Annotated in this window: 31 protein-coding genes; all 31 read left to right on the forward strand. The window is 45.4% G+C overall.

Annotated elements, in window-relative coordinates; translation table 11 throughout:
• Positions 1-54: 54 nt before the first annotated feature.
• A complete protein-coding gene (locus BWP33_RS08740) occupies positions 55-2,178 on the forward strand; it encodes a Mu transposase C-terminal domain-containing protein (RefSeq protein WP_002642259.1) in 2,124 nt (707 codons plus the stop codon).
• 41 nt (positions 2,179-2,219) lie between these two features.
• Positions 2,220-3,119 (forward strand): AAA family ATPase, encoded by a 900-nt coding sequence (locus tag BWP33_RS08745; protein ID WP_002642260.1) that lies wholly within the window; start codon positions 2,220-2,222, stop codon positions 3,117-3,119.
• A gap of 167 nt (positions 3,120-3,286) precedes the next feature.
• A complete protein-coding gene (locus BWP33_RS08750; protein ID WP_002642261.1) occupies positions 3,287-3,493 on the forward strand; it encodes a hypothetical protein in 207 nt (68 codons plus the stop codon).
• A gap of 53 nt (positions 3,494-3,546) precedes the next feature.
• Entirely contained in the window at positions 3,547-3,717 is a 171-nt protein-coding gene (locus tag BWP33_RS08755) for a hypothetical protein (RefSeq protein ID WP_002642262.1), read from the forward strand.
• Positions 3,710-4,192, forward strand: a complete 483-nt coding sequence (locus BWP33_RS08760) for a hypothetical protein (RefSeq protein WP_104930375.1) — start codon at positions 3,710-3,712, stop codon at positions 4,190-4,192. Before BWP33_RS08755 ends, BWP33_RS08760 begins: the two co-directional genes overlap by 8 nt.
• A 17-nt stretch (positions 4,193-4,209) precedes the next feature.
• Complete coding sequence (locus BWP33_RS08765; protein ID WP_002642264.1) at positions 4,210-4,743, forward strand: host-nuclease inhibitor Gam family protein; 534 nt, start codon at positions 4,210-4,212, stop codon at positions 4,741-4,743.
• The gene (locus BWP33_RS08770) at positions 4,740-4,958 is read left to right on the forward strand and encodes a hypothetical protein (RefSeq protein ID WP_002642265.1); all 219 of its coding nucleotides are present in this window, start codon (positions 4,740-4,742) and stop codon (positions 4,956-4,958) included. Before BWP33_RS08765 ends, BWP33_RS08770 begins: the two co-directional genes overlap by 4 nt.
• Positions 4,959-5,133: 175 nt before the next feature.
• Positions 5,134-5,568: a gp16 family protein gene (locus tag BWP33_RS08775; protein WP_002642266.1), complete on the forward strand. Its 435-nt coding sequence runs from the start codon at positions 5,134-5,136 to the stop codon at positions 5,566-5,568.
• On the forward strand, positions 5,559-6,011 hold the full coding sequence (locus tag BWP33_RS08780; protein ID WP_002642267.1) for a Mor transcription activator family protein: 453 nt from the start codon (positions 5,559-5,561) through the stop codon (positions 6,009-6,011). The genes BWP33_RS08775 and BWP33_RS08780 overlap by 10 nt, the downstream gene beginning before the upstream one ends.
• Positions 6,012-6,150: 139 nt before the next feature.
• Positions 6,151-6,393, forward strand: a complete 243-nt coding sequence (locus tag BWP33_RS08785) for a hypothetical protein (RefSeq protein WP_002642268.1) — start codon at positions 6,151-6,153, stop codon at positions 6,391-6,393.
• Positions 6,394-6,425: 32 nt separating this feature from the next.
• Positions 6,426-6,581 carry a hypothetical protein gene (locus BWP33_RS12490; RefSeq protein ID WP_155999587.1) on the forward strand — a complete coding sequence of 52 codons (156 nt, stop codon included), beginning with the start codon at positions 6,426-6,428 and terminating at the stop codon, positions 6,579-6,581.
• Positions 6,578-6,787: a helix-turn-helix domain-containing protein gene (locus BWP33_RS08790; protein WP_002642269.1), complete on the forward strand. Its 210-nt coding sequence runs from the start codon at positions 6,578-6,580 to the stop codon at positions 6,785-6,787. Before BWP33_RS12490 ends, BWP33_RS08790 begins: the two co-directional genes overlap by 4 nt.
• Positions 6,788-6,939: 152 nt before the next feature.
• Positions 6,940-7,590 carry a glycoside hydrolase family 19 protein gene (locus BWP33_RS08795; RefSeq protein WP_002642270.1) on the forward strand — a complete coding sequence of 217 codons (651 nt, stop codon included), beginning with the start codon at positions 6,940-6,942 and terminating at the stop codon, positions 7,588-7,590.
• A gap of 16 nt (positions 7,591-7,606) precedes the next feature.
• Positions 7,607-7,963, forward strand: a complete 357-nt coding sequence (locus BWP33_RS13225; protein ID WP_002642271.1) for a hypothetical protein — start codon at positions 7,607-7,609, stop codon at positions 7,961-7,963.
• Positions 7,963-8,328, forward strand: a complete 366-nt coding sequence (locus BWP33_RS08805) for a hypothetical protein (protein ID WP_002642272.1) — start codon at positions 7,963-7,965, stop codon at positions 8,326-8,328. The genes BWP33_RS13225 and BWP33_RS08805 overlap by 1 nt, the downstream gene beginning before the upstream one ends.
• A 4-nt stretch (positions 8,329-8,332) precedes the next feature.
• Entirely contained in the window at positions 8,333-8,494 is a 162-nt protein-coding gene (locus tag BWP33_RS12495; protein WP_155999591.1) for a hypothetical protein, read from the forward strand.
• The gene (locus BWP33_RS08810; protein ID WP_002642274.1) at positions 8,491-8,802 is read left to right on the forward strand and encodes a hypothetical protein; all 312 of its coding nucleotides are present in this window, start codon (positions 8,491-8,493) and stop codon (positions 8,800-8,802) included. The genes BWP33_RS12495 and BWP33_RS08810 overlap by 4 nt, the downstream gene beginning before the upstream one ends.
• A 66-nt stretch (positions 8,803-8,868) precedes the next feature.
• Complete coding sequence (gene terL, locus BWP33_RS08815) at positions 8,869-10,317, forward strand: phage terminase large subunit (RefSeq protein WP_104930376.1); 1,449 nt, start codon at positions 8,869-8,871, stop codon at positions 10,315-10,317.
• Between the two features lie 57 nt (positions 10,318-10,374).
• Entirely contained in the window at positions 10,375-11,820 is a 1,446-nt protein-coding gene (locus BWP33_RS08820; protein ID WP_002643111.1) for a phage portal protein family protein, read from the forward strand.
• Positions 11,763-13,550 (forward strand): phage head morphogenesis protein, encoded by a 1,788-nt coding sequence (locus tag BWP33_RS08825; RefSeq protein ID WP_244903117.1) that lies wholly within the window; start codon positions 11,763-11,765, stop codon positions 13,548-13,550. The genes BWP33_RS08820 and BWP33_RS08825 overlap by 58 nt, the downstream gene beginning before the upstream one ends.
• Positions 13,547-13,882 carry a hypothetical protein gene (locus tag BWP33_RS08830; RefSeq protein ID WP_002642881.1) on the forward strand — a complete coding sequence of 112 codons (336 nt, stop codon included), beginning with the start codon at positions 13,547-13,549 and terminating at the stop codon, positions 13,880-13,882. The genes BWP33_RS08825 and BWP33_RS08830 overlap by 4 nt, the downstream gene beginning before the upstream one ends.
• A gap of 424 nt (positions 13,883-14,306) precedes the next feature.
• On the forward strand, positions 14,307-15,284 hold the full coding sequence (locus BWP33_RS08835) for a hypothetical protein (RefSeq protein WP_002642880.1): 978 nt from the start codon (positions 14,307-14,309) through the stop codon (positions 15,282-15,284).
• Positions 15,285-15,315: 31 nt separating this feature from the next.
• Positions 15,316-15,678, forward strand: a complete 363-nt coding sequence (locus BWP33_RS08840) for a hypothetical protein (RefSeq protein ID WP_002642879.1) — start codon at positions 15,316-15,318, stop codon at positions 15,676-15,678.
• Between the two features lie 184 nt (positions 15,679-15,862).
• On the forward strand, positions 15,863-16,864 hold the full coding sequence (locus tag BWP33_RS08845; RefSeq protein ID WP_002642878.1) for a major capsid protein: 1,002 nt from the start codon (positions 15,863-15,865) through the stop codon (positions 16,862-16,864).
• Positions 16,864-17,307, forward strand: coding sequence for a gp436 family protein (locus BWP33_RS08850; RefSeq protein WP_002642877.1), 444 nt, complete (start codon positions 16,864-16,866; stop codon positions 17,305-17,307). The genes BWP33_RS08845 and BWP33_RS08850 overlap by 1 nt, the downstream gene beginning before the upstream one ends.
• Positions 17,288-17,776 carry a phage virion morphogenesis protein gene (locus BWP33_RS08855; RefSeq protein WP_002642876.1) on the forward strand — a complete coding sequence of 163 codons (489 nt, stop codon included), beginning with the start codon at positions 17,288-17,290 and terminating at the stop codon, positions 17,774-17,776. The genes BWP33_RS08850 and BWP33_RS08855 overlap by 20 nt, the downstream gene beginning before the upstream one ends.
• Positions 17,776-18,237 (forward strand): phage tail terminator protein, encoded by a 462-nt coding sequence (locus BWP33_RS08860; RefSeq protein ID WP_002642875.1) that lies wholly within the window; start codon positions 17,776-17,778, stop codon positions 18,235-18,237. The genes BWP33_RS08855 and BWP33_RS08860 overlap by 1 nt, the downstream gene beginning before the upstream one ends.
• Before the next feature lie 3 nt (positions 18,238-18,240).
• Complete coding sequence (locus tag BWP33_RS08865; RefSeq protein ID WP_002642874.1) at positions 18,241-19,002, forward strand: phage tail tube protein; 762 nt, start codon at positions 18,241-18,243, stop codon at positions 19,000-19,002.
• A gap of 88 nt (positions 19,003-19,090) precedes the next feature.
• On the forward strand, positions 19,091-23,131 hold the full coding sequence (locus tag BWP33_RS08870; RefSeq protein WP_104930295.1) for a phage tail tape measure protein: 4,041 nt from the start codon (positions 19,091-19,093) through the stop codon (positions 23,129-23,131).
• A 47-nt stretch (positions 23,132-23,178) separates the two neighbouring features.
• A complete protein-coding gene (locus BWP33_RS08875) occupies positions 23,179-25,050 on the forward strand; it encodes a hypothetical protein (RefSeq protein WP_104930294.1) in 1,872 nt (623 codons plus the stop codon).
• Positions 25,051-25,067: 17 nt separating this feature from the next.
• The gene (locus BWP33_RS08880) at positions 25,068-26,762 is read left to right on the forward strand and encodes a hypothetical protein (protein ID WP_002641656.1); all 1,695 of its coding nucleotides are present in this window, start codon (positions 25,068-25,070) and stop codon (positions 26,760-26,762) included.
• The last annotated feature ends 4 nt before the right edge of the window (positions 26,763-26,766 follow it).

The following is a 26,766-nucleotide window of genomic DNA, read 5'->3' on the forward strand; positions in this document are numbered from 1 at the left end:
AATAAACTCGGACACTAAAACCAAAGATAAAACGTCCAAGTTTGGAGTGGAAAAATGGAATACATCACAGCTTTTGAAATGGCAAAAATGAAAATTTCAGGACTGCCTGAAAGCGATAGACGGTTGAGAGAAAAAGCCAAACGCGAAAACTGGCGTTCACGCCCGCGCGTGGGGCGAGGTGGTGGTGTGGAATACGAAATCGCAGCCCTGCCTACCCCCATTCGCGAAGCGGTGGAAAAGAAACTGGCTGCCGAAATTTTGGCGCAACAGCCTGATTTACCCAATATGCAAACGGTTTCAGGCAGCCTGAACCCCCAAAATCAGGCAAAACCCAAAAAATCACGCGCCAAATCAAAAGATTTGCCGACCGTCCACAGACCCGAAGACACGCAATTGGCTTTGGATTTGGAAGACCCAAATATAGAAGCTAAAAATTTGAATTTCAAACAAAAAAATTGCGCCAATGCACGAATCGCCATTGTGGCAGATGTGTTGAGCATAGGCGATACATTGAGTTTATCGCAAAACAAAGCCGTAGCCTATTTTTTGGAACAAATGCGCGAAGGTACGCTGCCCGAGCGAATTGAACATTTAATCCCCATTGCCAATGCGCGGAGCAACAACAAACGTGATTTGTCCAAGCGCACTTTGATGGAGTGGGTGTTGAATTTTAAGTCGGCTGGCAACAACAAAAATGCCCGACTGTTGGCACTTGCACCACGCGCGACCAAATACGAAACCTCGCCTTTGTCGCTGTGGTGGATGCGCGATTTTATGCACATTCATCGTGTGCCACAAAAGCCCAAATTGGTACACAGCTATCAGCGATTTACCCAACTTTATCAACAAAAACAGGATTTTGATATGAAACTGTTACCCAGTATTGATGCGGTTCGCCGTGCTTGGAATGCTTTGCCTGAAATCATCCGTGAACGCGGTCGGCGCACAGGCTCGCAATACAAACAGTTGCTGCCCTATGTGCAACGCGATTGGACGACCAACATTAATCCCAATAACGTGTGGATTATTGACGGACACAGCTTTAAAGCGCGTGTGCGACACATGGAACACGGTCAGCCCTTTGTGCCTGAAATCACGTTTGTGATTGACGGCTGTACGCGTAAAATTGTTGGTTTTTCAATTGCTTTGGCAGAAAGCAGTAAAGCGGTTGCCGATGCGTTAAGAATGGGTTTGCGACATGGTGGTTTGCCGGTCATCATCTATTCGGACAATGGCAAAGGCGAAACAGGACGCGACATCACAGGCGAATTGACGGGTTTTTGTCCGCGTTTGGATATTCAACATCAAACAGGGATTGCAGGTAACCCACAAGGGCGTGGCGTGATTGAGGGATTATGGGATAACACGCTGATTAAATTAGCTAAAACCTATCCCACTTATCACGGTAAAGACATGGACAAATCCGCAGGGCATTTGATGTATCGCAAAACCGAAAGCTGGGCAAAAGCCGAACGAGACGGCAAAAAACTGACCGATGAACAGCAAAAATACAAGGCGTTGTGTCCGACTTGGCAACAGTTTTATGTGGATTTGTTAGCAACCATTCATGAATACAACCACCGCCCACATCGCACCTTGCCCAAAAAAGACGATGGCGAGCGTTACAACCCAACGGAATATTGGGCGCAACGAATGGCGCAAGTACCACCCGAAGAGCAGCCTGAAATTTTGTCGGAAGACGAATTGGCTTTGTTGGAACGCAGCATGGAAAAACGCAAACCGTATCGCGGTTGGATTCGTTTTAATAATCAAAGCTATTTTTTGGCGGATTTGGCGGCACACGAAGGCAAGACGGTGTTGATTGCCTATGATTGGGACAATGCACAGAATATTTTTGTGTATCAAAAAAATGGGTGTTTGATTGGCAAGGCGGTTTTAAATGGCAACGCACGCGATGCTTTCACGAACGTGAAGAGTATGCGCGAGACACAAAAAGAAAATCGTGCCAAAAAACAAATTACACGCCTGAAAAACAAAGTTAAGCGTATTGAAATGGATTTAAATGGTGGCGACATTATTGAAAATACACCTGATTTTAGCAAATGGTTGCCCGATTTGGTAGCGTCTAATGATGTGGATTTCAGGCAGCCTGAAACGGTGGAAGTGGCAGAAGTGGCGGAAGTAAGCGAATTATCCAAAAAATATTTTGGTTTTTGATTTTTAAAACGATTTTGAAACACTTTTAAAGGAATTTAATCATGACTTTACAAGAACAACTGGAAAAATTGATGTCCGAAACAGGCACCCAGCAAAGCGATGTAGCAAAAGGGATTGGTCAATCGGATGCATTGGTCAGCCAATGGCGCAAAGGTGTGTACAAAGGCAACAATGCCAAAGTAGATGAAGCCATTGCCAATTTTATCCACCGTGAACAAAAGAAACGCGAAATCAAAGATTTGGAAATTGTGTTTTGCCGCACCGAAACCGCCAAACGTGTTTGGGCATTTTTGGAAATGGTGCATCAATCACGCGGTCAAGGTTTGTTTGTGGGGCGTGCTGGCATGGGTAAAACCACCATTCAGCGTGAATACGCTCGCCACCACCCTGATGTGATTTTGCTGGAAGTCAGTCCCACTTACACGCCAGCTGTGATTTTGAAAACCATTGCCAAGAAAATCGGCGCAAGCCATTCAGGCAGCCTGAACGATATTTATGAAGCCATTTTAGCAAAATTAACAGGCTCGGGGCGCATGATTTTGGCAGACGAAGCAGAAAATTTGTCTACTCGTTCGCTGGAAATTTTACGCCGTTTGCGCGACCAAGCCAAAATTGGCTTATTGTTGGCAGGGACGATGCGTTTGAAAACCAATTTGATTGGCAGACATGGCGAATTGGAACAATTGTTTAGTCGTGTGGGTTGTACTTTTATCTTACCCGAGCATACGGCAGATGATGAATTGGCACAGATTTTACGGATTACTTTACCCAGTTTGAGCATGCAATTGAACCAAAAAATCGTGAAATCAGCAAATGGCAGTTTGCGGCGTTTGGAAAATTTGATGTATTACTTGGACAGAGCCAGTAAGCAAAGCGAAACAGCCATCAATGAAGAAATGCTGCAAGTGATTGAAAAATGGTTATTAGCACATGGGGCTTAACGCCATGAAATCACGAAAATATCCACGCATGAAGCGTTGTGCGTGTTGTGGTAAAGTCCGATTTTTACGGCATTTTCAAAGAATTGGGCGTGGTAGAACATTGGCAAATTGGGCGAAATGTTGTAGAAGTTGTGAATTTAACTCTTTAATAAACAAGGAAAATCATCATGATTGAATGGTATTTGAATTTAACGTTTTTGCAAGCTGTTTTGGTGTGGTTGAAATTGCTGTTGCCTGTGTTGTTTATTTTGACGGTTTGCGCATTGGTGGGTTTTTTGCTGAAACTGTTTTCAGGCAGCCTGAAAGTGCCAAAATTGCCCAACAATATTCAGCCCAAACGCGGCAAGCAGCCTGCTGAAAAACAGACAGCATAATATTTTTTTGCCTATTGGTTTTATTAACTATTTGATTTAATAGGATTTAAAAAATGATTACCGACCCTGATTGGATTATCCAAAAAATCAATGAATGGGAAGAGCGGCTTATCCTAGCACAACATGAGTTTGATTTGGCTCTGCAGAATCGCGCCGAATTGGAAATCCGTACTTATCGCCAATGGCTAAAAAAATTGAAACAAGAAAAGAGACATCATGAGTGAACCTGATTCATTTGAATTACAACAAGCCCGAGCCGCCATTTGGGAATTAGCAAAATTTGGTGGACAAAATACTCAACTTGCCATGCGTTATGTGGGTTTGTTTGCACCGATTAACGACAAATTGCCATTTGATGAGATTTACCGTTTATTGCGTGAAATCAATGGCATTTACTTGGATTGTTCGGCTGGGGATTGGCAAAAAGCGGTGCAAAAATTGTTATCGGACAAAGTTTCAGGCAGCCTGAAAACACCGCTTGATTCGCATGATTTTTTGCTGGAGGCGCTGGAAATTGTCCAGTCATTTCAAAATACTGAATCCGAATCGACAGCCGAAACAGCACCGATTGTCGCACCGTCTGCGGTGGCGCGTGAACCGCCCGAACCGTTTATCTCGCCTAGCCCCGAACAAAAGCAAGCACGACATGAATTAAATCAAAGCATGATTCAGAAATTGAATTGTAAAATTTTTTCCTGATTTTGAAAGAAAGAACCATGAGTAAAAAAATCAAAACCCAAGCCATTATGTCCGCGCAATCTCGCGCCGAAGTGGTGGACAACATCGCCCAAATGGGTGCATTGCAACGCGAAATTTTGCGCCTGAACGCCGAATTGAACGACCAAATCACACCGCTTAAACAAGCGTGTGATGAAAAAGTCGCCAAATTACAAGCGCAAATCAATGTTTTATCCGAAAGTTGCCACATTTGGTGTGAAGCCAACCGCGCCGAATTGACCGACAACCATCGTGTGAAATTCGCGGATTTGTCCACAGGTGTGGTGAAGTGGCGCATCAAAAATCCGAGCGTCAGTATTTCGCAAAAAAATGGTGCGGAAGTGATTGACCGTCTGTTGCAAAACCCGAATTACAAACGCTTTGTGCGTGAAAAACTGGAAGTTAATCGTGAATTGATTTTGCAATATCCTGAAATGTTTGAAGATAATCAGATTTTAGGCATCAAAATCAAACGCGGCGAAGAGGATTTTGTGATTGAACCGAATTTTGATGAAGTGGGAGCAAAAGCATGACAACGGTAACCATTCAATTAATTCAACTGGAATATGGCATTGGTGTGAGAGTAGAAGGTATTGACCGCGATATTGTTGACAAATTAATGCGTTGGGAAGACCCACCGTCATTAAAACACCTGAATATGGTGCAAACGCTGGGATTGCAAGCCTTGTTGAGCATTATGCAGGACATTCACAGCAATGAAAATGCCACATTGCAGACAATTCATTAAATGAAAACGGGCGAAATTGGTGCATGAAATTGATGAAGAGTAATGCAAAAGCTGATACAACTAACCGCTTGAAAGCTTTACATCTTTCAGGCGGTTTTTACATTTTTTAACGATTTTTGGGGTGGTTCAAGTTTTCACTTTGTGTATATTTTGGTTTTTATGCGGAGTAATTATTATGAAAAATCAAAATAATAGACAAAAAATGATTGCCAAAATCCACATTGCTAAATCGCAATTAGGATTAGACGACGACACGTACCGCGCCTTGTTGCAGCGCGTTACTGGCTTGCGCTCGTGTGTCAAGATGACGGTGCAGCAGCTTGAAAATGTGTTGGCGGAGCTCAAAGCAAAAGGTTTTGTGGACAATCGTCAGGCTGGCATTGGGCGGATGCCGTTGCATCAAGTGCAGCATCGGGCGATGTTGAACAAAATTGCGGTGCTACTCAAGCAAACAGGCAAAACGTGGGATTATGCAGTGGGTACGGCTAAGAATATGTTTGATAAAGATAAATTGGTTCAACTAAACGATGATGAAATGCACAAACTCACGTCCGCACTGCAAATTTACGCCAATCGCCACACCACAAAAAGGAGTATAAAATGCAATTAAATCAAGATGATTTTGTTGATTTGAAGCACCTGCTGCCGCCAAGTTTTGCTGGCTTAGTTGAGGTGATTGGTTTGGCTATGGCGTTTGAATTGGTGGAAAAATTCGGCGGAACAACGTTCCCAATTGGCAAAAACAAAACCAATCAAGGCAAAGTGTTACATCATCTTTTGGCGGAAATCATCGGCGAAGACAATGCCGATAAAATTGAAATTGCATTAAATGGGCAGCGCGAACTTTATGTCCCCAAGTGCCAAGCTGCGCTGTTAACGTGCAGAAATCGTGAAATTCGCCGACAATTTGATGAGTTAACCACACGCCCGAATTATCCAATGACAGGCGTTTGCGCTGTTAATAATTTGGCGCGTGAATACCATTTGAGTGCGCGCCAAATATGGAATATTGTCAATAGTGGCGAAACCATGCAGCAGAGCTTATTTTCGTAGCTAATTTTCAGGCAGCCTGAAACTGGGAAACTGGTTTCAGGCTGCTTTTTTTTGTGGTGCAAAAATCAAAAAAAGATTTGATAAAGGAACAAATAGAACCTATAATTTACGCATCAACAACAAACCAACAGGAAACAATATGATTCACAAAGAATTAAGACGTGCCACTCAGCGTAAGGATTGGGATACAGTACAAAAACTAGAAAATATCCTAAACAGCAAAATAGACAGGCGAATTAAAGCAGAAACCTTGTTAAAAATCCAACAAGAACGCAAAAAAATGAACTATGATATGCGTTTATCATTCAGTCAAATTTTATTCGGTGCGGTGGGTGCAATGACGGCTTTGGTGGCAATCATCAAAAATTATCTAAATAAATAATAGGAGCAGCCTCGAAAGGGGCTGAATGAAACATGAAAAAAAGTGCATATTATCAAGAAAAAAAACAAATTGATGCAGAATGGAACAAGCTAAGTAAGCGAATGGACTGGGTGGTTAAATACCGCTTTAAAATTTGGCTGGTGCAGTTTACCTTGATTGCTTTGTTATTGTGGTGGGTATTGACATGACTTACCCCGAAATTGGGTACACGCCTGCCAATTTGCGGCATTGGATTGAGCAGCACGGCTTAACACAAGCGCAAACGGCTGAATATTTAGGTGTGCAAACGCGAACGGTACGAATGTGGCTAACAGAAACAGATAAAACCAGCCACCGCGATATGCCGTTGGAAAAATGGAGATTATTGCAACAATATCAAAAATCTGAAGTGTGATAATGGCTTGTTGTTGATGGAAAGGCAGCCTGAAACTGGGAAACTGGTTTCAGGCTGCTTTTTTTGTGTGGCTGAATTGAAGTGTTATTAGAACGGTTTGGCTGTTTTTCATGACAAAATGACTGCAAAATTAAACAACTGGATTGATAAATATGAATGAAACTCAACTCGCCCAACAGTCCATCGCGCAAACGCTGGCAAACAGCGCATTTTTCGCGCATATCCGTGAAAAATTGTTTTCAGGCAGCCTGAATCAAAGTCAGGTAGACGGCTTAAATTTACTGGTGCTTTCATCGGTGGAACAAGGCTTAAATTTGCAACAAATCGCGTATGTGTTGGCAACCGCTTACCACGAAACCGCCCGAACCATCAAGCCTTTGGAGGAATATGGCAAAGGCAAAAACTACGATTACGGCAAATGGCAAATCAACAGCAATGGCGTGAAATATTGTTTCAAAGATGGCTCGCGCAGTTCGGTTTACACGCAGGACGAGTGTCCGCATTTGTTTTATGGGCGCGGTTTTGTGCAGCTAACTTGGCGCAACAATTACGCCAAAGCAGGCGCAAAAGTGGGTGCAGATTTAGTCACGCAACCTGACCTAGCCACACAGCCCGAAACCGCCGCCAAAATCATTGCTTGTGGCATGGCAGAAGGTTGGTTCACAGGTAAACGGTTGGCAGATTACATTACTGATAGCCGTTGCGATTATGTCGCTGCTCGCCGCATCGTGAACGGTACCGACAAAGCAGATTTGATTGCTGGCTATGCACGGATTTTTGAAACCGCTTTAAACGCGGTTTAAAGCCAGTTTAAAAGCTATGGAAAATTTCAAACAAGGTGGCGCAAACCTACCACCACCTGCCCCCCAATATCGCTCGCACACGGTTTTACCGCCACAAAGTCCCCAAATCGCGCCACAAACCGTACAGTCCGAGACTGTTTCAGGCAGCCTGAAAAAATGGCTCGGCGGAATGGTCAACAATCCGACTACAGGCGCATTGTCGCATGACAAAGTGTGGGCAAACGTGGCGGCTGGCGTGATGACGTATCAGTTTGCCACAGGCACACCTGCCGAATGGCAATGGTGGGCGTATGGGGGCATGGTTGGCGGCTATGGGCTGGCACGGCGAGAGATTGCAGCAGTACAGCAAACTTCTGAAAAGAAAGAGAAATAATGCTTTTGTTTTTATTAAAAAAATACCGAACAGATTTGCTGATTATTTTGCTTGTATCTGTTTGTGTGAGTGCATTGATGGGACTGGGCTACCATTTTGGCAGCCTGAAAACAGAACATCACTATCAACAAATCCTGCTCAAACAAGCGCAAGAACATCAAGCAAAACAATCAGTTTGGCTCAAACAAGCCGAACAAATCAGCCAACAACAGCTTGAATTTCAAAAGCAAAGCGAAATTCAAGCCAATGAATTGAAAAAGGAAATTCAAAATGTTATTGCAAAAGACCGCGCTAACGGCACTCATGATTGCACTTTTGGCGAGTACAGCTTGCAGCACTACAAAAAATCACTCGGTTACGAGTAAACCTGTGCCACAAGCCTTGCTCGTGATGCCACAACGTCCCGAACCGCCACAAAACGGCTCACAAGAAGCGATTTTGACTCACGCGGTGGCATTTGGGCGTTACGTGAAAAATTTGGAAAATCAATTGCGTGGCTGGATTGACTGGGCTATGGAGCGCAAACCATGACCTACTGGCAACAAGTCAATCGCGTACTTACCAAACATCGCGCCAAAATGGAAATGGGCAAAGCGCAAGCCAAGCGACAAGAGCGGTTTGTGGAATGGGTGGAAAGTGTGTTGTACAAAAACCATGTTCGCCACGACCGCTTTGTAAACGATGATTTTGATGTGATTTTTTACTTGAATGGTTTTTCAGGCAGCCTGAAAAGTTTGTTTCCGCATTTTTGGGTGGAAGAAGACGGCGCGGAATGGGTCATGTGCAATCCGAATATACCTGAAATTCAAGTGATTATCCGACTGGAGGCAATGCCATGAACGCACAAAATTTCTCACAATTGAATGGGCGTTTGGCTTGGTTATTAGTACTGCGATTACGTCTTTGTGGCGTTATGTCAAACGGAATCGGTTTTTCATTCGTGGGCGTACAAAACGCTGCCTGAAATCACGCGCGAAAAAGACGGCGTTTCTCAAAGCGTGGCTGCACCGCGTGCCGAAGCCAAAACCACGCAGGTGGTTCAGGCGAACAGTTTGTTCAATGAAGTTCGCAATGTGAAACACAATACAGTTATTGTGTCGGACACGGAAGAGCAATCCGATGAAATCATTGAAACAATTAAAACCGAATTGACCGATAATCCCATGTTGCGCTTGGATTTTCCCGAAATATGTGGACAAGGTGCGCGTTGGCGCATTGGCGAAATTTTGACCCGACAAGGCAATAAATTCAAAGCCTATGGTTCGGGTCAGAAAATTCGTGGTGCGAAAAAGAAAAATAAACGCCCCGATGCGGTTTATTTGGACGATTTGGAAAATGAAGACCATGCCGAAAATCCGCGTTTGCGCGACAAATTAGAAAAATGGATTGCGCGTGTGATTCAGCCACTTGGCGAAGCGGGCAGCAAAATTGACATCATTTATGTTGGTACAATTTTATGTAAAGACAGCGTGTTAGCGCGGATTATGAAAAATCCGTTTTGGCGCAGCGTGCTGTTTAGCGCGATTGTGAAATACCCCGAGCGCATGGATTTGTGGGAAGAATGGGAAAACATCTATCGCAACACCCCTAAAATCAATCAACAAAACGAAAAAGCCGCCCATGCTTTTTATCTGAAAAACGAAGCGGAAATGTTGCGTGGTAGCAAAGTGAGTTGGGTTAAACGCCCATTACTGACTTTAATGAAAATCCGTGCGCGAGATGGCTTGGCGGCGTTTCAATGCGAGTATCAAAACGAACCGAGCGACCCTGAAAGCGAAATCTTTTCAGGCTGCATTGACCAAAGTTACTACCGCACTTTGCCACATGATGTGGTGTTTTATGGCGCGGTAGACCCATCATTGGGCAAAAAAGGCAAAGGCAAAGACCCGAGCGCAATTTTGGTTGGTGGCTATCAAAAAAGCACGGGCATTTTGTATGTGGTTGAAGCCAAAATTAAAAAGCGTGTTCCCAGTTTGATTATTCAAGATGTGATTAAATTACAAAAAGAATACAACTGCCAGCTTTGGGCGGTGGAAACCGTGCAATTTCAAGAGTTTTTCAAAGATGAATTGGTCAAAGAATCTGCGAAACAAAGCGCACACGTCCCAGCCAAAGGCGTGAAACCGAATACGGAAAAAGAATTGCGCATTGAGAGTTTGCAACCGCATTTTGAAAACGGTTTCATTAAATTATTGCCTGAACAGCGCGAATTGATTGCCCAGTTACGCCATTTCCCCAATCACGACCACGATGACGGTGCAGACGCGCTGGAAATGTTGTGGAAACTGGCGACCAGCAACAGCGCAGGCAGCAGCATTGAGCCAATCTCCATGTATGACAATTGTCCCTATTGATTTTAAGCGGTTTCAGGCAGCCTGAAACGTTTAAACCTCATTTAAAACGAGTTTAAAATGGCTAAAAAAGACAAAAAACACAAACAGCCCATTCAAGCGATTCAGATGGAGCAGCTTGTTCAAGACACCGCTTACGCGCTCAATGCCTTTTCAAGCAGTGGTACAGATGAGTTATTGAATTTATTGGGTTTGTCGCGCCAACAGGTTTATTCAGCTGTGATGTCGGACGATGAAGTGGATTCGTGTCGTGAAGACATTGTTTCTGCTTTGCTTTCAAGCAACTGGCGTTTGTTTGGTGCAGAAACCGATGACACACAAATGGACAAACTTTATCAGTGCGTGCGGCGCAATTTGCCTAGCATTGCCGAGCAGGTGGTGGTGGCGAAATTGTGCGGTTATGCGGTGGCGCGTTTGGTTTATGCGCAAGATGAGGACGGTTTTGTCTCATTAAAACAAGTGATTAGCCGTCATGATGAATTGGACAAATACACACCCAAATTCGGCAAACTCATCTACAACGGTCAAAACGGCGAAGAAGAAACCGAAACTACTTATACTCATTTGTTTTTAAACAATAAAGCCACGTCCAAAAATCCAGCTGGCGAAATGGCTATGGTGCGGATTTACCCAGCCGTGATGTTACGCAAAGAAGGCTGGCGTTACGCTTACCAATTTGCACAACGCTACGCCCAGCCCATGCTCATCACCAAAACCGATGGCGACAAAAACGAAGCCGCGCGTAAAACCCACACCGTCAAAAATGGTGGTGCAGCAGCCATTGGCATTGAAGAAGAGATGAAGTTGCTGCAAAACACGGCGGACGGCGCGTTTTTCAGGCAGCTGGAACAAATGGCAAATGCGCGGATTCAGAAATCCATTTTGGGACGCGTCAAAACCAGCGAGCTGCAAACAGGCAGTCGCTCCGCGCAACAGGTGGAAAGCGAAAGTGAGAAAAATCGCATTGGTGCGTATTTGCTGTTGTTGGCGGACGCTGTACAAAAGGTTGTTGATGCGTTGATGGATTTGAATGCCGTTTATCATCAACCGATTAAAGTGAAAGGCGCATTGTGGTTTGAATACGAAACCGAAATCAAACCCGACACCAACCGCGCCGAGCGTGATAAAAAATACTTGGAAAGTGGCAATTTGGAATTGACCGAGCAGTATTACACGGATATTTTAGGCTTTGAACCCGAGCATTTTAAAATCAAGCAAAATCAAGATAGTGTAAAAGCTGATACAACTTTATCGTTGAATTTGTCGGGTAATCAAAATGATTTCAAGCAGCCTGAAAGCCAATTATCCGCCGACCAACAAATTATGCAACCGAAAATCCACGCGATTTTATCCGCGCTTGCCAGTTCAGAAAATTTCAATGAATTCAATGAGAAATTAAATAATTTGGATTTGTCGGTAGGCGACCAAATCTTGATTGACAAATTGGTTTGGCAAAATTCACAAGCATGGTTGGACGGCGCAGGCAGCCTGAAAGGTTCGCAATGACTAAACCATTGATTCACTTTAGTAGTTTGCTAGACCGTGCGGCATTTGAACATCTGCAAAACAAAACGTTGTTGCCCAGTTTCAGCCACTACGATGTGTGGTTGTATGAGCATTCGGTGGGTTTTACGGTTGCCAAGATGATGGACATGGATTTGTTGGCAGAAACCAAGTCAGCAGTGGTATCGGCATTGGAAAACGGCACGGATTTTAGAGATTTCAAAAACCGTTTGAAGCCGTATTTGATGGCAAAAGGCTGGTGGGGCGAGCAAGTGATGCTTGACCCTGTGGACGGTGTCGCCAAAACGGTGCAGCTGGGCAGTACGCGGCGTTTGCGCGTGATTTTTCAGACCAATTTAGCAACGGCTTACGCAGCAGGGCAATGGGCGCGGATTCAGGAAGACAAACAGATGTTCCCATACCTAAAATACATTGCCAGCACCGCCGAGCATAAACGCCAGTCCCACATGACTTACTACGGCAAAATTTGGGCAGCAGACGACCCGATTTGGCAGAGCATTTTTCCGCCCAATGGCTACGGTTGTCAATGCACGGTGCGCCAATTAACCAAAAAGCAAGCCCTACGCGAACGCAATGAAGACATCAACAGGCAGCCTGAACGTTTTACCGAACAGCAAAAAATCAATGCCCAAAACGGTGTGCTTGATGATGGCACGGACGATATTCAGTGGGTGGATTTTACCAATCCGCGCACAGGTCAAACCGTCAAAATTCCGTTTGATGTTACGCCGACTTTTGCACACAATCACAATAACAGATTAGAAGATTTACAAAATTTATTGCGTGATAAGCATGGTTTAGATATTCAAGAGGGTATTTGGGATACATTAAGACAATATATTGAGAAACGTGGCGGTAATGGTAATATAGATGAATTGATTATTGCTCACGCCAATGATATACCCAACCCTAAGTGGCATGAAAGCAGTATGGCAATCATGCGTGAAGGGAAACGCCTGTATTTGAAATACATTGATTTAATTAAAAAGGCAAATTCAATTCAACAACCACATTTAGCTATCATAGAAATAATGAAACGTGAAGGTGTGGAATTGGGCTTACCTAGTCTGAAAGTGGCAAGTTCGCAAAGTGAACTCATGCAAGAAATGGTGGAAGCCTTACAAGTGTATCCAACTAATTGGCTTAAATTATCTAATCAGATAGGCAAAATTCGCGTTGAGGGACAAGCTAACCGAGCATTCCATTCCTTTGTAACGGATACGTTGATTCGTGATTTTACACATGGTATTAAACCACGCTATTTGCCTTTTAAAGAGCATATTAATAAAAATCTTTGTAAACATGGGGATAGTTTGATATTAAGTAATTTGGAGCGCACAAAACAGGCTCGTATGGCAATTTATATTCATGAATTTGCTCACCGTTTACAAAGTATCATGCCTGATTTACAAGATTTGTTTACACGGTTATTTAATGAACGCACAAAAAACGATACAATACAGAAATTAAACGATATGCTACCTGAAAATGGGCGTATATATGATAATAAAGAAAAAGGCAAACGCAATCATTTCCCAAATGTATATTATGGTAAATTGTATAAGCGCGGAGGGCTTGATGAACCACTTGAATTGATGACAATGATTTTTGAGTCTCTATTGGGTGGTGAGTCTTGGCGTTATCAAGAACTGGATACAAGACGGGAATTGCTTTATTTTGGTCTAGCAATTTTAGTTAGGTGGCACAAATGACAATAGAAAACATCTCTTTTGATTTATCTAAATCAGGTCAAAACTTCGGTCAAATCAATTGGCAGCGTGAGAAAAAAGGCTTATTTTGGGTTGAGAAAAGTGGGCGCATTACAGGTGCGGAACAAGCGGTTTCTGTGCTATCTAATGCAATAAAAATCGCCATTCAAGAAAAAATGCTCACGCACTCCCCTAGACCAACCATGATTAGCGACCCACTAACTTATTTGCCTGAATTGGTAACGGTATTACAGAACTTTGGCTTTGATGTGCCAGACGTGTTGCGAAATCAAACCATATCTGATGATGTTGATGATGAGCATATTTGTGATTGAACCATTATTTAAAGCTGACCAACGTTTTCAGGCAGCCTGAACCCCAAAACTCCCACTTGAAACATGAAATTCAAGTGGGATTTTGTTTGTCTATTTCAAAAATCGCTGTTAAAGCACTTTTTAAAGCGTTTGAGCGCATCTAAAAACTTTTCCATATCCAAAACCTACCCAAATCACTTATCGCGTTTTTAGCGCAATTTAGCGCGATTGAAATTTAAAACAACCAAACAACCACTTACCCCATTCGTCAAAATCTGAAGCGATTTTAAACGGGTTTTAAACAGGGGTGCTCTGATGTTTGACAAATCCTCACACCGCCCATCGTGTCAAAAATGCGATTTTGGGCGGTTTTTTTGTGTCTATTTGTTTTCAGGCTGCCTGTTTGAAATCAATCAAGAAAACTATTTGACTTGGCTGTCATTAAATGATGACTTCAACTATTTCATTTCAATCAGAAAGTCATTTTATGGCAATTGTCCAACTGCAATTATCCGTACCCGAATCCGCCACATTCGCGGAGCCGTCATCAACCGAAAAGCCACGCCAATTCACAGGCGTAGCGCATTCAGGACAGCCTTTTAGCAAATATGGCGAGCGTTATGTGGTGGACTTGTCCAATATCCAATACCGTAACCCAATCGGTGTCCTATTGGAACACGACTCCGACCGCAAAACAGGTGTGGCAAGCCTTAATTTAGGGACATCGGGCTTGCACATCACAGGGACGCTATTGTCAACCGAACATGGCAACCATGTCGCACAAACCGCCAGCGAAGGCTATCCATGGGAAATGTCCGCCCGAATCCAATCCGCCCGACAAGAAAAAATCACGTCAGGCGAAATTGTCGTCAACGGACAAACTCTTGCCACGCCAATTGTGGTGTTGCGTGATTGCATGGTGCGTGAAGTGTCGTTTGTGGCGGTGGGTGCAGATGCCTATACGTCTGCCTTGATGTTGTCGGACGGCACGGAATTTTCGCCTAATTTGCATTTATCTGATTCCAAAAATCCTCCTACTCAAACAAAGGATGCACCCAACATGACTCCCGAAGAACAAAAACAATTTGATGATTTGAAAAAAGAATTGGCGGAAACCAAAGCCGAATTAGCCAAAGTTCTCAAGAAAAACCAAGTCGATAAAAAATTATCAGCGGCTGGTTTTCAGGCAGCCGAGCATGGTTTTGCTGGCATTACCAAGCAGACGTACAACGTGTTGTTGTCGTTGAATGATGATGCAGCACTGGATGCGTTGGTGGGCGATTTGAAATTGACTGCACCGTCCACTAAGCCGTCATTGCCCGAATCTTTGACCGCAGACAAGCATCAACCCGACTCTTCAGGCAGCCTGAAGTTATCCGCCGAAACCAAACCCACAGCTTTGGGCGGTTATCCGATGGTTTGATTTTTAATGTGAATTTAAAAAGGGTTTAAACATGGAAGTTTTAGGTTTGAAAGTCAGTGATATTTTGATTGCGGAAGTCTCATCTATCACGCGAATTGAAGTACCAGCCACAACAGGTTTAAAAGCTGGTCAACTGGTGGATTATCCGTTGCGTGGTCAAAAATTGGTTGCGCTGACTGATGAGCGTAATGGCACGGTACAAATTCAACCGCACAATTGCATCATCAATTTGGCATATACGCCGATGAGTGAGATTCAGGCAGCCTTTGCTGTTGAGGCGCACTCTGACGTAGAGGGCAATGTGATGTCTGTTGGCAATCACGATGCGCTTGAGGCTTTGCAAAAAGCTGGCGATAACTACGGCGTGATGTATCGTGGCACGCCAAGACCTTAGAACCTGCATTCACAGCCAAGCGCGATGTCTTTTTGCGCCATTTAGCACGCCTGTTGCGTTGAATTTCACGCTAATAGGAACGCTATTAGCATGAAATTCGCCTGACAGTCGTACCAACTGGAACAAAAATCCATTTCACGTTGGCTATGAATACAGGTTCTTAATTTCAAAGGAAATCAATACAATGAGTGTAACCCATAACAGTGCATTTAGCACCCAAAATTTAACCGCAGCCATCAATCAAATTGAGCCGACTCCTACGCAAATTCGCGAATTGGGGATTTTTGAGCCGTACTACGGCACGAAAAAAGTGGCGATGATTGAATACAAAGAAAGCGGTTTGTCTATTGTTAAAAATTCGGCACGTGGCAAATTGGGCGGCGAGGCAACCGACGCGTCTCAACGAAAAGCCGAATATTTTGAAGCCACGCATTTGACGGTAACGGACAACATCTTAGCAGAAGATTATCAAGATGTTCGCGAGTTTGGCGGCAACGAATTAACCAATTTTAAAAACGTCATCACCGAATACCAAAACAATGCCAAATTGAAATTAGAAATGACACGTGAGCATTTAATGCTGGGCGCGTTGCAAGGCAAAATTTTAGACAAAGATGGCACGGTTATTCATGATTTATATGACAAATTTGGCTTGAAGCGTCCTGCTGAAATCTCTTTTGACTTGAGCAAAGATGACACGAAAGTGGGCTTAAAAATGGACACCATGCTATCGGAATTGCGTCAAGGATTCAAAGGAGCGGCGGTTACGGGGTTTGTGGCTTTGTGTGGTTCAAAATTTTTAACTGAACTCAAGTATCACAAAAGCATTGAACCGTTGTACACGCGCTTTCGTGATGGTGCGGTGTATCGCGAGAGCAACGGCATTAATCCGATTGAATTTGAACACAATGGCGTTAAATTCATTGAATACACAGGGAATTTTGGTAGCAAAGGCGCGAAAATTGCCACCAATCAGGCGATTTTGATTCCTGTGGGCAAAAAATTGTATCTGGAATATTTCGCGCCTGCGGACATGGCGGCGGCTGTCAATACTAAAGCTTTGCCTTATTACTCAACGATGGACAAATTGGGCGGTAACCATGATTTAGGTGTGAGTTTGCGTAGCCAGTCTAATCCGTTGCCGATTGCGTTGCGTCCTGATTTGATTCGTATTTTGACGGTGTGATGATGAATGCGGTTTCAGGCAGCCTGATTACTCAAGCCGATTTAGTCCAACGCTTTGGCGAGCGTGAGCTGGTTAATTTAACCGACCGCACCGCCAAGCGCGAAATCGTACCTGACGTGCTGCAAAAAGCCCTCAACGATGCTGAAGCGGAAGTCAACGGCTATTTGCGAGCAGCAGGTTTCAGGCAGCCTTTTGCGCCAGTTCCTTACGCGTTGGTGGTTAAAACGTGCGATGTATGTCGTTGGTATTTGTATGAAAACGGCATTCCTGATGTGGTGCAAAAGCGTTATGACAACGCGATAGCGTGGTTTAAGTTGCTGATAAAAAATCCGTCTATTTTGGGTTTTGATGCAGACGGCGTGGAAGAAGTCAAGGCAAGTGGTGGCATGGCTGTTATCCCGAATGAATTAAAGGACTGGAAAGATGTTAACAATCACTTCTGACGATTTAGGGAACGTCGGACAAGCGTTGCGCCAGCTTTCAGGCAGCCTGAAAAACACGCGTCCGTTGATGCGCGGTATTGCCACGCTACTGGAAAACTCTACGCGTAAACGCTTTGAAACCAAAACCGCGCCCGATGGCTCACGTTGGGCAAACTGGACACCCAGTACCCAACGCGCTTACGCCAAACCGATTTACCGCCAACGCAACAAAAAACGCTATGTTGCGGCACTCAAACCGCGTTCTAAAGAACGGTTAATGCGTGATTCATCGCGTTTGTTGCGTAGTTTGACGCGCCATGCCACAGCCAATTTGGCGCAAGTGGGGACAAATGTGGTGTACGCGCCGCATCATCAATTTGGCACAAAACGCATGGTGGCGCGTCCGATGTTTGGGCTGTCGGCGCAAGATAGCGCGGATATTGTGGATTTATTGCACGATTTTGTACGCGAACAATGGGAGCAAAGTTGATGAATTTATTTGCTGTTTTGCCATTACTCAAGGCGCGGCTGGCGGATTTGCCTGATGTTCACACGGTTCAATCCATTCAAGAATTGGCGCAATTGTTGGAGCAACGCGACATTCAGCCAATAGACAACGCGTTATACGTGGGTTTGGACGGCTACGCGCCGATTAACCAAACGGCTGGCAACAAACGCATGAAAAAGAAACGCTTAAGTTTTAGTGTGATTTTAGCTAAACAATTTTATGGTGCGGTTGACGTGCCGCATGAGGACATCGCCACAGGCGAGATGTTGCACCGAATTTGCGCGAGTTTGCAAGGTTGGCAGCCTGAAACCGCCGACCAACGCCCCATGACGATTACGCCGTTTGATGAAGTTCAGGCGGTTGAGCCGCTGTATTATGACAATTTTGCGTTGTATCCGTTGCGTTTTGAGACAGAAATTTTAATTAATTATTCAAAGGATTAACACATGACAAAACAAGACAATGATAATGGTTTGCTGCTGGTCGGGACGGGCTATGTTCGTAACCGCCGCATTTTGGGCAGCATGAAAGAGCAAATTGGCAACTTGATTTCATTGAAATTAACCAGTAAAGCTGAAACCAAAGTCCGCAAATCGCGCATGAAAGAAAGCGCAGGCAACGCATTGGACAGCGTAACCATCAAAGATGCAACCGAAATTGCGTTCGGTTCGGACACGTTCAACAAATTGACTTTGGGGATGGCTTTGTCGGGTAAATCCATTGAATTGGACACGGCAGCCGCCAACGTAGCCGATGAAGTGGTGCGCGTAACCGCTAAGGACGCATGGCTGGATTTGGCAAAACAGAATATTGACCGCGACAGCGTGAAAGTCAAAAACGCAGCAGGACAAGCCGTTAAATCTGAATACATTGAATTAAAAGATAATTTGGGTTGGATTAAAGTGTCGCCTGAAGCCGATTCAATTAATGTGGGCGAAGAGATTAAAGTGTCGTACAAAACCCGTGCAGGCGGTGGGATTCAGATTGAAGCCAGCACCGAAACGGATTATGACTTTGAATTTTGGTTAGACGGCTACAACGCCGCCAGTCAAAAAAACTTCATTTTACACATTCCCAGCATGGTGGTTGCGCCAAACAGTGAAATTGACTGGTTAAGCGATGATTTCGCCAAAGCCGAATTCACAGGAACGGCGGTACTCGTAGATGGCAACAAAGTACCATATTCTTATCAAGAGTTTAACGCTTAAATAGGCGTTTCAGGCAGCCTGAAAACTGGGTAACTGGGTTTCAGGCTGCCTTAAATAACTGCCGCAAAATTATTTTCAGAGAAAAATCATGTCGCAATCCAATATCACAGCAGGTATTCAGATTACCGCGAACGTGGACGGTATTCAAGAAATCAACAATTTGAGTCAAGCGGTTGATGATGCCAGCGAACAAGTACAAGAAATGCAGCGCATCGCCGCAGCCAAAACCACACTGGGCTTGGACGTGGACGACCATGCACGCGCAGAAATTCAAAAATTAGACAAAGCATTTGATGATTTGAAGCGCAGCGGTGGCTTATCGCAAGCCGAATTGGCGCGTGCTGCTCAATTGCACGCGCAAAAAGTGGGCGAATTAGAGCAAAGTTTGAAAAGAACCAAGCCATCATTAGCTGATATGACCAATGGCATTCAAGGTTTGGTGGGGGCTGGCGGTGGTTTGGCGTATGTAACCAACGAAGCGATTAAATTTGAAAGCGCAATGGCGCAAGTCAAAAAAGTAACCGATGCCACGCCCGAGCAAATTAACGCGCTTTCAGGCAGCCTCAAAGAAATGGCAGGACAATTGGGCATGATGCCCGATGAATTGGCGCAAATCGCGGCGGCTGGTGGGCAAATGGGTTTGGCGTTTGACAAGCTGCCGCAGTTTACCCAAATGACCGCGCAAATGGCAAATGCCTTTGGCATCAGCGCGGACGCGGCTGGCGAAATGTCCGCTAAAATCAGCAATGTATACGGCTTGCAAATCAACGAAATGGCAGAGTTGGGCGATGCCATCAATGCACTGGGCAACACCACTGCCGCCAAAGAAAAAGAAATTGGCGAAGTGTTGATGCGAATGGGCGGTAATGCCAAGCAATTTGGCTTGCTCAAAGAAGAAGCGGCGGCGTTGGCGGCGACTTTTGTCAGCTTAGGCAAATCGCCCGAAGAGGCTGGCACGGCAATTAATGCGTTATTGTCTAAATTGCAGAACGCCAAAATCGGCACGAATGACTTCAAAGACGGTTTGAACGCGTTGGGTTTATCGGCTGAAGAAATGGCTGCCAACATCGCCACCAACCCACAACGCGCCCTAGATGATTTTTTGCAACGTCTTGATAAATTAGACAAACAAGCGCGTAGTGAGATTTTAGGGCAGATGTTTGGTGCGGAATATTCTGATGATTTGGCGTTGCTCACAGGCAGCCTGAAAACCTATACCGAAGCGGTCGCCACTGCCACCGACCACACCAAAAATTTTGGCGCAATGCAACGAGAAGCCGACGCTGCACTCAACACCACCGAAGGCAAAATGAATCAAGCCAAAGCCGAAATTGCCAGTGCCGCCATTGAGTTGGGTAATACCTTGCTGCCGATTATTCAATTGACTGCGAATGTCATAGGCGATGTCGCCAAAGCGGTTACGTCAGTATCAGAGCAATATCCCGTTTTGAGTCAAATGGCGGTGTTGTTTTTGGGCGCGAAAATGGCGAGTGAGGGCTTGAGTGCGTCCTTGAAACTGTTGGGCGTGGACAGTGAGACCAGTTTTGGCAACACCAAAAAATCATTATCCGAACTCAAAAAAGAGTTGAAAGACGCAGCACAAGCCGCTAAAGAAGTCGGACGCGACATTAAAAACGCAGTCAAAGGCAATTTAGACGATATGTCCAATAATAACAACGCCATCAAAAAACTTTCAGGCAGCCTCAAAGAAATGGCAGCCATTGCTGCTGAAGCCTTTGCAGCGTTTGAAGTTGGGCATGGCATGGGGACTTGGTTGTATGAAAATGTTGGGTTTGCGCAAAATTTAGGCGACAACATGGCAAAAGTCATTGCGTATATGGACGCGATGGTAACCGACCGTACGTTTGAAGATGTGAACCGTGAATTTCGCACCACCAACGAATTAGCACGTGAATTAGAAAAAAATCAAAAAGCCGCCGCCCAAGCAGCTGAAAAACGCAAAGCCACTGAAGCCCAAGCGGCTGAAGCACAAAAAGCCAAATTAGCCGAATTACGCGCAGAATACAGCAAAATTCAGCAAAAATACGATGAAGTTTCAGGCAACCTGAAAAAAATGGTAGATGATGGCAAAGCCAATACCCAAGCCTATCGCGACCTATCTGCCGAACAAGCCTTGCTGGCTGGCAAATTGATGCAAAGCCAACTGGCACTTAAAGACTTCAGCGACAACAACACCGCCAACACCGCACAAACTCAAGCAGCTTTAAACAATCTAGGCGTAACAGCGGAGCAGCTTTCAGGCAATCTATCCAAAGCAGCCAGCGCAAGTATTGCTGATTTTGCCACCGCAGCTGCCAGTATTGGCAATCATGCCGAGCAAATGGCAACCGTGTTTCAGGCAGCCGTAGAAAAAATGGACTCGCCCGAAGCCTTGTTCGCGCTCAAAAATAGCCTGTCCGAAGCAGGCGCAAAAGCAGGTTTAACCGCTGATGAGATTAATCAAATCGCTGCCCTTGCGCCACAAGTGGGACTGGGTTTGGCGCAAATCAGCAAACCGTTGGGCGATGCCGAAGCCGCCGCCACCGCGCTGGGTGTGAGTTTAGAGAATGCCTTGTTGTTAGGCACAACAGGCGCAATGACCACTGCACTGGGTCATTTTGACAAACTAACCGCGCAACTGGACGGCTTGAAACAAAACGGTATCAACACAGGCATGGTGTTACGCGAAAGTTTGAGCAAACTAACCGATACCGCGCAGTCTGAAGGCGATATTGACGCGTTGAAATTTAAAATCAATCAATTGGGTGAGACAGGCAAACTGTCCATGCAAGACGTGGAACGCGCTATTTTGGCAGCCGACCAAAAATTGAATCAATTGAAACAAAATACCGACCCCACCGCACAAGCTTTTGAATCATTGGGTATTCAAACGCGTGAAAGTTTGCGCTTGGCTGGCGAAGAGAGCCGCCAAGCATTTGAATTGGTCAAAAACAGCGGTCAGGCTACGGCGGCGGATATTCAGGCTGCCTTTGCCAAAACCGCGCAATCCATGCTGGCAAGTGGCGATGCCCAACAACAAGCATGGGTTCAATCACAAGCCGCCGCCTACAACTATGCGGTAACGGTTGATGCGACAGGCAAAGCCAGTCTTCAGGCAGCCGCGCAAACCCAACAAGCAGCCGATACGCAAATTCAAGCACATCAACAAGTTACCCAAGCGGCGACCGAATCCGCACAAGCGCAAAGCCAAGCCGCCAAAGCAGTTGTGGAAAATGTGGAAAACGTGGGCAAGGCAGCCGAATTCAGCCAGCATAAAATGTCGGATTTAGGCTCAAAAGTCCATGAAACGCTTAAGAAAATGGGCGCGTATGCCACGTTTGGCACGGCTTCATGGGCTAACACGCTGCGTAGCGTACAGGATATGTACATCAACATCAATCAAACCGTCCAACGTTTGAACGAAGAAACCGAAAACGGCGGCAACATCGCCGAACATTTGGCACGCGCCGAACTCATGGCAGCCAATAACGCTAGAAAATTAGACAAAACCACGTTGAATAATTTACACCAAGCGATTGATAAAGCGCGTCAAAAAATGCAACAACTGGCAGACGAAGCCGCCAACGCACGCAGAGAAGCCGAGAAAGAATTGCTCCGCGCACAAGGTCGTGATGGCGATGTGCAAAAATTAGAGCAACAAGAGAAACTAAATGCGCTCAAGCGAAAACAAGCCCAAGCGCAAAAAACAGGCAACCGCCAAGCGCAAGACGATTACGCGGCTGCCATTGCTGCCCAACAAGCCGCTTACCAAGCCCAAGCCGAGCGTGAAGCCGAACAAGAACGTGAACGCCAACAACAACAGCGCGAAGCCGAACAACAGCGTTTGCAGCAACAACGTGAAGCCGAACAGCAACGCCAACAGCAAGAACGCGAACGTTTGCAGCGCGAAGCCGAACAAATGCGGTTCAGGCTGCCTGAAAACAAGGTGGATTTAAGCGACATGGATTGGCGTGGTATGCAATTTGATTTTAGTGGTGTAACCGAAGCACTGGCAGCGCGTGATAACCAAATTAAACAGCAAATCCCAAATTTAATTAAAGAGTTAATGCCACAAATCGCCCAAGAACTCATTAAACAAATTCAAAAAGATAACAAACGAACCTCTTAAAAGGTTCGTTTTTTCTTTTCAGGCTGCCTGAAAAAATAGGAAACCAAATGCAACGCAAAACCGAAATCACACAACAAGATTTAAAATTTTACGCCAGCCAACGCCTAACCGATACCGATGACGGCGGCGGCGCAATGACAGGCGTTCAATTAAATGGCACAACGAACGAACTTTTCAACGCGGTATCAGATTTGGACAAAACGCGTGGACGCGTCAATGTGCGTTTGGCTTACGCAGCCGTTAGCCGTGCTGATGCGGCGGCTTTGTTGGGCGCAAACGTGATTATCAGCGAACCGCCCGAAGACCCAGCCGTCTCTATTTTGGCGTGTCCTGCTGATTACTACGCGCAAACACGCGCCGAAATCATGCCGCGCATTGAAGCGTATTCTAATCCAACCATCGCCAGCCGAATGACTTTACTGGGGACACAAAGACGGAACAGCCGTTTAGTACAAACCTATCAATCTTTAGATGCGCCCTTGCCTTTGGTAGGCGAACGCTACGCGCTGGGTTATGTAGATGCTAACAAACAACAGCAATTTGAATATTTTCGTATTGACAAATTAACCCATAGTATTCAAACATTTGAAGACGACAAAGGCACATTCCAAGTTCGCGTAATTGAAATGGAAACGCAAAATGCCTTGAGTTTGGATTTGCAAGGCGTGAAATCGCCATCACGCACCCAAATCTCCCCAGCTGTGGAAGTCTTGAAAACGCAAGTATCTGATAGCGGTAAATATTATGGCGTTCGTCCCATCAAAAAAGAATTGAAACAAGGCGCGGTAGAAATCAATGTAGACACGATTTTTGAAAAATTAATTCCCACGTCCACGGTTAGCACTGCGTTGGCGGACGATTGGGCTAGTGGCAAACCGTTGTGGATTCCCACCGCGCCACGCCGTGTGGTGTACGCTGGTTCAGCTTATGTGTCTGATGGTAATGTGTATTTTGATACTGGCGTATTACCGACATCAGTAGAATTGACAGGTTGGGTAGATGATGGTTCAGGCAGCCTGAAAAATTCAAATGGCGAAATTTTACAGATTGATTACGCCAAAGGTGTGATTTATGGCGTTAAAAATCAACAAATTGGGCGAATTTACGCCACGCCAGCCGTGAAATATCAAAATTATGCCTATTCCGCCACTTCGCCCATCAAAGAAACCAATCAAAGCACGGAATTTGCGTTGCTGTTGCGCCCAATGCCTGCACGTGGCAGCGTGGGGGTGTCGTATCGCGCTGGCGGTCAGTGGTACGAATTAACAGGCTATTCGGACAACAGCTTACACGATGAAACAGGCGAAGTACGTGGCGAAATCACGACTTCAGGCAGCCTGAAAATCAGTTTGCCTGTGTTGCCTGATGTGGGAAGTGGTTTGTTGGTGTCGTGGTCGCCTGATGGTTTTTACAAGACGCTGGGCGACAAAATGGCAGGTTCTGTGATTGCGCCACAACCGATGTCATCGGCGGTTCGGTTGCCTGAAATTCCAGTGCCACGTTTGAAGCCGTCCACGTTGCGCTTGTCGTGGCATGACGGAACGCCGCGCACCGCACAAGACAGCAACGGCAGCATCACAGGCGCATGTGGTGGTTATGTGCATTATGGCGAGGGGCGATTTTATCCGACTAATTTGAATGCAGCTGTATTAGATTGGACGGCTGAACAATACATTGCCCAAAGTGAACGCAAATCCGTTGAGGTCAAAGCCAATGGTACGCGCATGACATTGAGCGCAGGCGCAAAGGTCGCTAAAGGCAGCCTGAAAATCAGTTTACCGATTGGCATTCGCGTGGAAGAAGTAGAAAAATTAAGTGAATCAATCAGTTCGGGGGTTTCATCATCGGTTGCCACGGTTTCAACTACGCCGTCTGCACCAAGAAAAAAATTTTACGCATTTACCGCATCAACTATTTGAGTTAACAGGATAAATACATGGAAAATTTTAGCAGCAATCATGCCGAAATTTACGACAATGGCAACGGCGGTTTGATGACGAACGGACGACTCATTAACGGCGCAAGCATTGATTATGTTACAGGCGATATTGTGATTCCAACCGAACCATTCAAACAACCAATTCACACAGCAACTTACAGCGAATTTTCGCTAACCGACACATCGCCCCGATATGTGGCGGTTGCAGGCAGCACCACGATTCAGCGAACGGTTGTGGTCGCGCCCAAACACGCGATGGTGGAATTTGTCAGCAGCGAAGAAACGCGCACGGTTGGCGACACCGTTCGCAGCGCAAGTCAAACTTTTGATGTATTACAAGGTGTTGCGATTCCACGCATTGCCTTGCTTAATTCGTGGACGTTTGAAATTCAAGGCAAATTCACAATAGAACGCGACGGCGTGTTGTATCAAAACTGGAACTACAATCAAGGCACTGGGACAGTCGTAGGCAGCTTGAATGCCGCGACTGGCATTGTCAACATTAATAATCTTGCGCCTAATGCCAGCCCGAATATCAAAGTATTATCAGGTGTTTACCATCAAGGCGAATATGGTGTTCAACAAATTCACGGACGCACCGCCATCGCTCCTGTAAACCCTGAAAGTTTCATTGCTTACGCAGAAACTGGCGAAACCACATTGCGCGGCGATTCGCAAGCAGATGGCAGCATCACAGGCACACTTTCAGGCAGCATTGATTATGACACAGGTTTATTCAATGTATCGGCTAATGCCATCGTACCGCCCGAATCATTGCGCTACAACGCCGTTTCGCTGACATCTATCCCGATTGACACGGACATTGGCATCAACGCAGTTCGGTTGCCACAAGATGGACGTGTTCCTATTTTTCGTGTGGGCGATGTGGTTGTCTTGACAAATAAAATGCTGCAAGACTTGGGCAGCGCACACACCGCAGGCGCGACCATTCCGCTTAATCGCAGCGATGCTGACCGCGTGTGTGTGGTGGATGCCAATAGCAAACACGTTCTCGCCACGCAATACGATATTGTTTCAGGTAGCCTTGTGTGGGCGATGCCGTTGGATTTGTCGGGTTACGCGATGCCGTTGTCGGCGTGTTTGATTTATGAAGAAGAAAACCGTTTGATGGGCGTGAATATTTCAGGCAGCCTGAAACTGCAATACGGTTTAAAACGTAATTATCCTATTGAAAAAACGTATCTTTCCAGCGCGATTATTGGCGGCGAAAAAGGCGATTTACTTGTCCGCGCGACCGAGCCATTCAGTCAGCAAGCGTGGACAAAAGTGTGGCAAAACACGCGCATCGGCGATGAGATTTTAGCCAAATTAAACGTCAAAGATTATCCAATTAAATTAACATCGGACGGCGCGATTAATGGGCGTTGGTTGATTGAATTTGTGTCGCCGACGCAATTCAAATTATACGAAGAACGCTTAGGCTTAATTGCCGCCAGCGACACATTAAGCGACCTTTCGCCTTTGAATCCTGCCACGAATAAGCCATTTTTTACGCTGCCACATTTGGCGTTTGGAGGCGGTTGGGAAACGAGAAATTGCGTGCGCTTTAACACGTCCACCACGTCTATGGGAATTTGGTTTATTCGGGCGGTTCAGCCGAGTGCCGACAAAACCAGCCACGCGGATAAATTCACCGCTTGCTTACGCGGAAACACGAATATTATTGAATAAAAAG

This window comes from Simonsiella muelleri ATCC 29453 (assembly GCF_002951835.1).
Taxonomy (GTDB): domain Bacteria; phylum Pseudomonadota; class Gammaproteobacteria; order Burkholderiales; family Neisseriaceae; genus Simonsiella; species Simonsiella muelleri.

Excerpts from the sequence above, each read along its gene's own strand:
- BWP33_RS08880 (WP_002641656.1), top strand. The coding sequence starts at position 25,068 with ATGGAAAATTTTAGCAGCAATCATGCCGAAATTTACGACAATGGCAAC.
- BWP33_RS08860 (WP_002642875.1), top strand. The coding sequence starts at position 17,776 with ATGAATTTATTTGCTGTTTTGCCATTACTCAAGGCGCGGCTGGCGGAT.
- BWP33_RS08855 (WP_002642876.1), top strand. The coding sequence starts at position 17,288 with ATGTTAACAATCACTTCTGACGATTTAGGGAACGTCGGACAAGCGTTG.
- BWP33_RS08775 (WP_002642266.1), top strand. The coding sequence starts at position 5,134 with ATGAAAAATCAAAATAATAGACAAAAAATGATTGCCAAAATCCACATT.
- BWP33_RS08840 (WP_002642879.1), top strand. The coding sequence starts at position 15,316 with ATGGAAGTTTTAGGTTTGAAAGTCAGTGATATTTTGATTGCGGAAGTC.
- BWP33_RS08755 (WP_002642262.1), top strand. The coding sequence starts at position 3,547 with ATGATTACCGACCCTGATTGGATTATCCAAAAAATCAATGAATGGGAA.
- BWP33_RS08835 (WP_002642880.1), top strand. The coding sequence starts at position 14,307 with ATGATGACTTCAACTATTTCATTTCAATCAGAAAGTCATTTTATGGCA.
- BWP33_RS08805 (WP_002642272.1), top strand. The coding sequence starts at position 7,963 with ATGCTTTTGTTTTTATTAAAAAAATACCGAACAGATTTGCTGATTATT.
- BWP33_RS08845 (WP_002642878.1), top strand. The coding sequence starts at position 15,863 with ATGAGTGTAACCCATAACAGTGCATTTAGCACCCAAAATTTAACCGCA.
- BWP33_RS08780 (WP_002642267.1), top strand. The coding sequence starts at position 5,559 with ATGCAATTAAATCAAGATGATTTTGTTGATTTGAAGCACCTGCTGCCG.
- BWP33_RS08760 (WP_104930375.1), top strand. The coding sequence starts at position 3,710 with ATGAGTGAACCTGATTCATTTGAATTACAACAAGCCCGAGCCGCCATT.
- BWP33_RS08745 (WP_002642260.1), top strand. The coding sequence starts at position 2,220 with ATGACTTTACAAGAACAACTGGAAAAATTGATGTCCGAAACAGGCACC.
- BWP33_RS08830 (WP_002642881.1), top strand. The coding sequence starts at position 13,547 with ATGACAATAGAAAACATCTCTTTTGATTTATCTAAATCAGGTCAAAAC.
- BWP33_RS08810 (WP_002642274.1), top strand. The coding sequence starts at position 8,491 with ATGACCTACTGGCAACAAGTCAATCGCGTACTTACCAAACATCGCGCC.
- BWP33_RS08790 (WP_002642269.1), top strand. The coding sequence starts at position 6,578 with ATGACTTACCCCGAAATTGGGTACACGCCTGCCAATTTGCGGCATTGG.
- BWP33_RS13225 (WP_002642271.1), top strand. The coding sequence starts at position 7,607 with ATGGAAAATTTCAAACAAGGTGGCGCAAACCTACCACCACCTGCCCCC.
- BWP33_RS12490 (WP_155999587.1), top strand. The coding sequence starts at position 6,426 with ATGAAAAAAAGTGCATATTATCAAGAAAAAAAACAAATTGATGCAGAA.
- BWP33_RS08850 (WP_002642877.1), top strand. The coding sequence starts at position 16,864 with ATGATGAATGCGGTTTCAGGCAGCCTGATTACTCAAGCCGATTTAGTC.
- BWP33_RS08870 (WP_104930295.1), top strand. The coding sequence starts at position 19,091 with ATGTCGCAATCCAATATCACAGCAGGTATTCAGATTACCGCGAACGTG.
- BWP33_RS08785 (WP_002642268.1), top strand. The coding sequence starts at position 6,151 with ATGATTCACAAAGAATTAAGACGTGCCACTCAGCGTAAGGATTGGGAT.
- BWP33_RS08750 (WP_002642261.1), top strand. The coding sequence starts at position 3,287 with ATGATTGAATGGTATTTGAATTTAACGTTTTTGCAAGCTGTTTTGGTG.
- BWP33_RS08865 (WP_002642874.1), top strand. The coding sequence starts at position 18,241 with ATGACAAAACAAGACAATGATAATGGTTTGCTGCTGGTCGGGACGGGC.
- BWP33_RS08820 (WP_002643111.1), top strand. The coding sequence starts at position 10,375 with ATGGCTAAAAAAGACAAAAAACACAAACAGCCCATTCAAGCGATTCAG.
- BWP33_RS08795 (WP_002642270.1), top strand. The coding sequence starts at position 6,940 with ATGAATGAAACTCAACTCGCCCAACAGTCCATCGCGCAAACGCTGGCA.
- BWP33_RS08740 (WP_002642259.1), top strand. The coding sequence starts at position 55 with ATGGAATACATCACAGCTTTTGAAATGGCAAAAATGAAAATTTCAGGA.
- BWP33_RS08770 (WP_002642265.1), top strand. The coding sequence starts at position 4,740 with ATGACAACGGTAACCATTCAATTAATTCAACTGGAATATGGCATTGGT.
- BWP33_RS08765 (WP_002642264.1), top strand. The coding sequence starts at position 4,210 with ATGAGTAAAAAAATCAAAACCCAAGCCATTATGTCCGCGCAATCTCGC.
- BWP33_RS08875 (WP_104930294.1), top strand. The coding sequence starts at position 23,179 with ATGCAACGCAAAACCGAAATCACACAACAAGATTTAAAATTTTACGCC.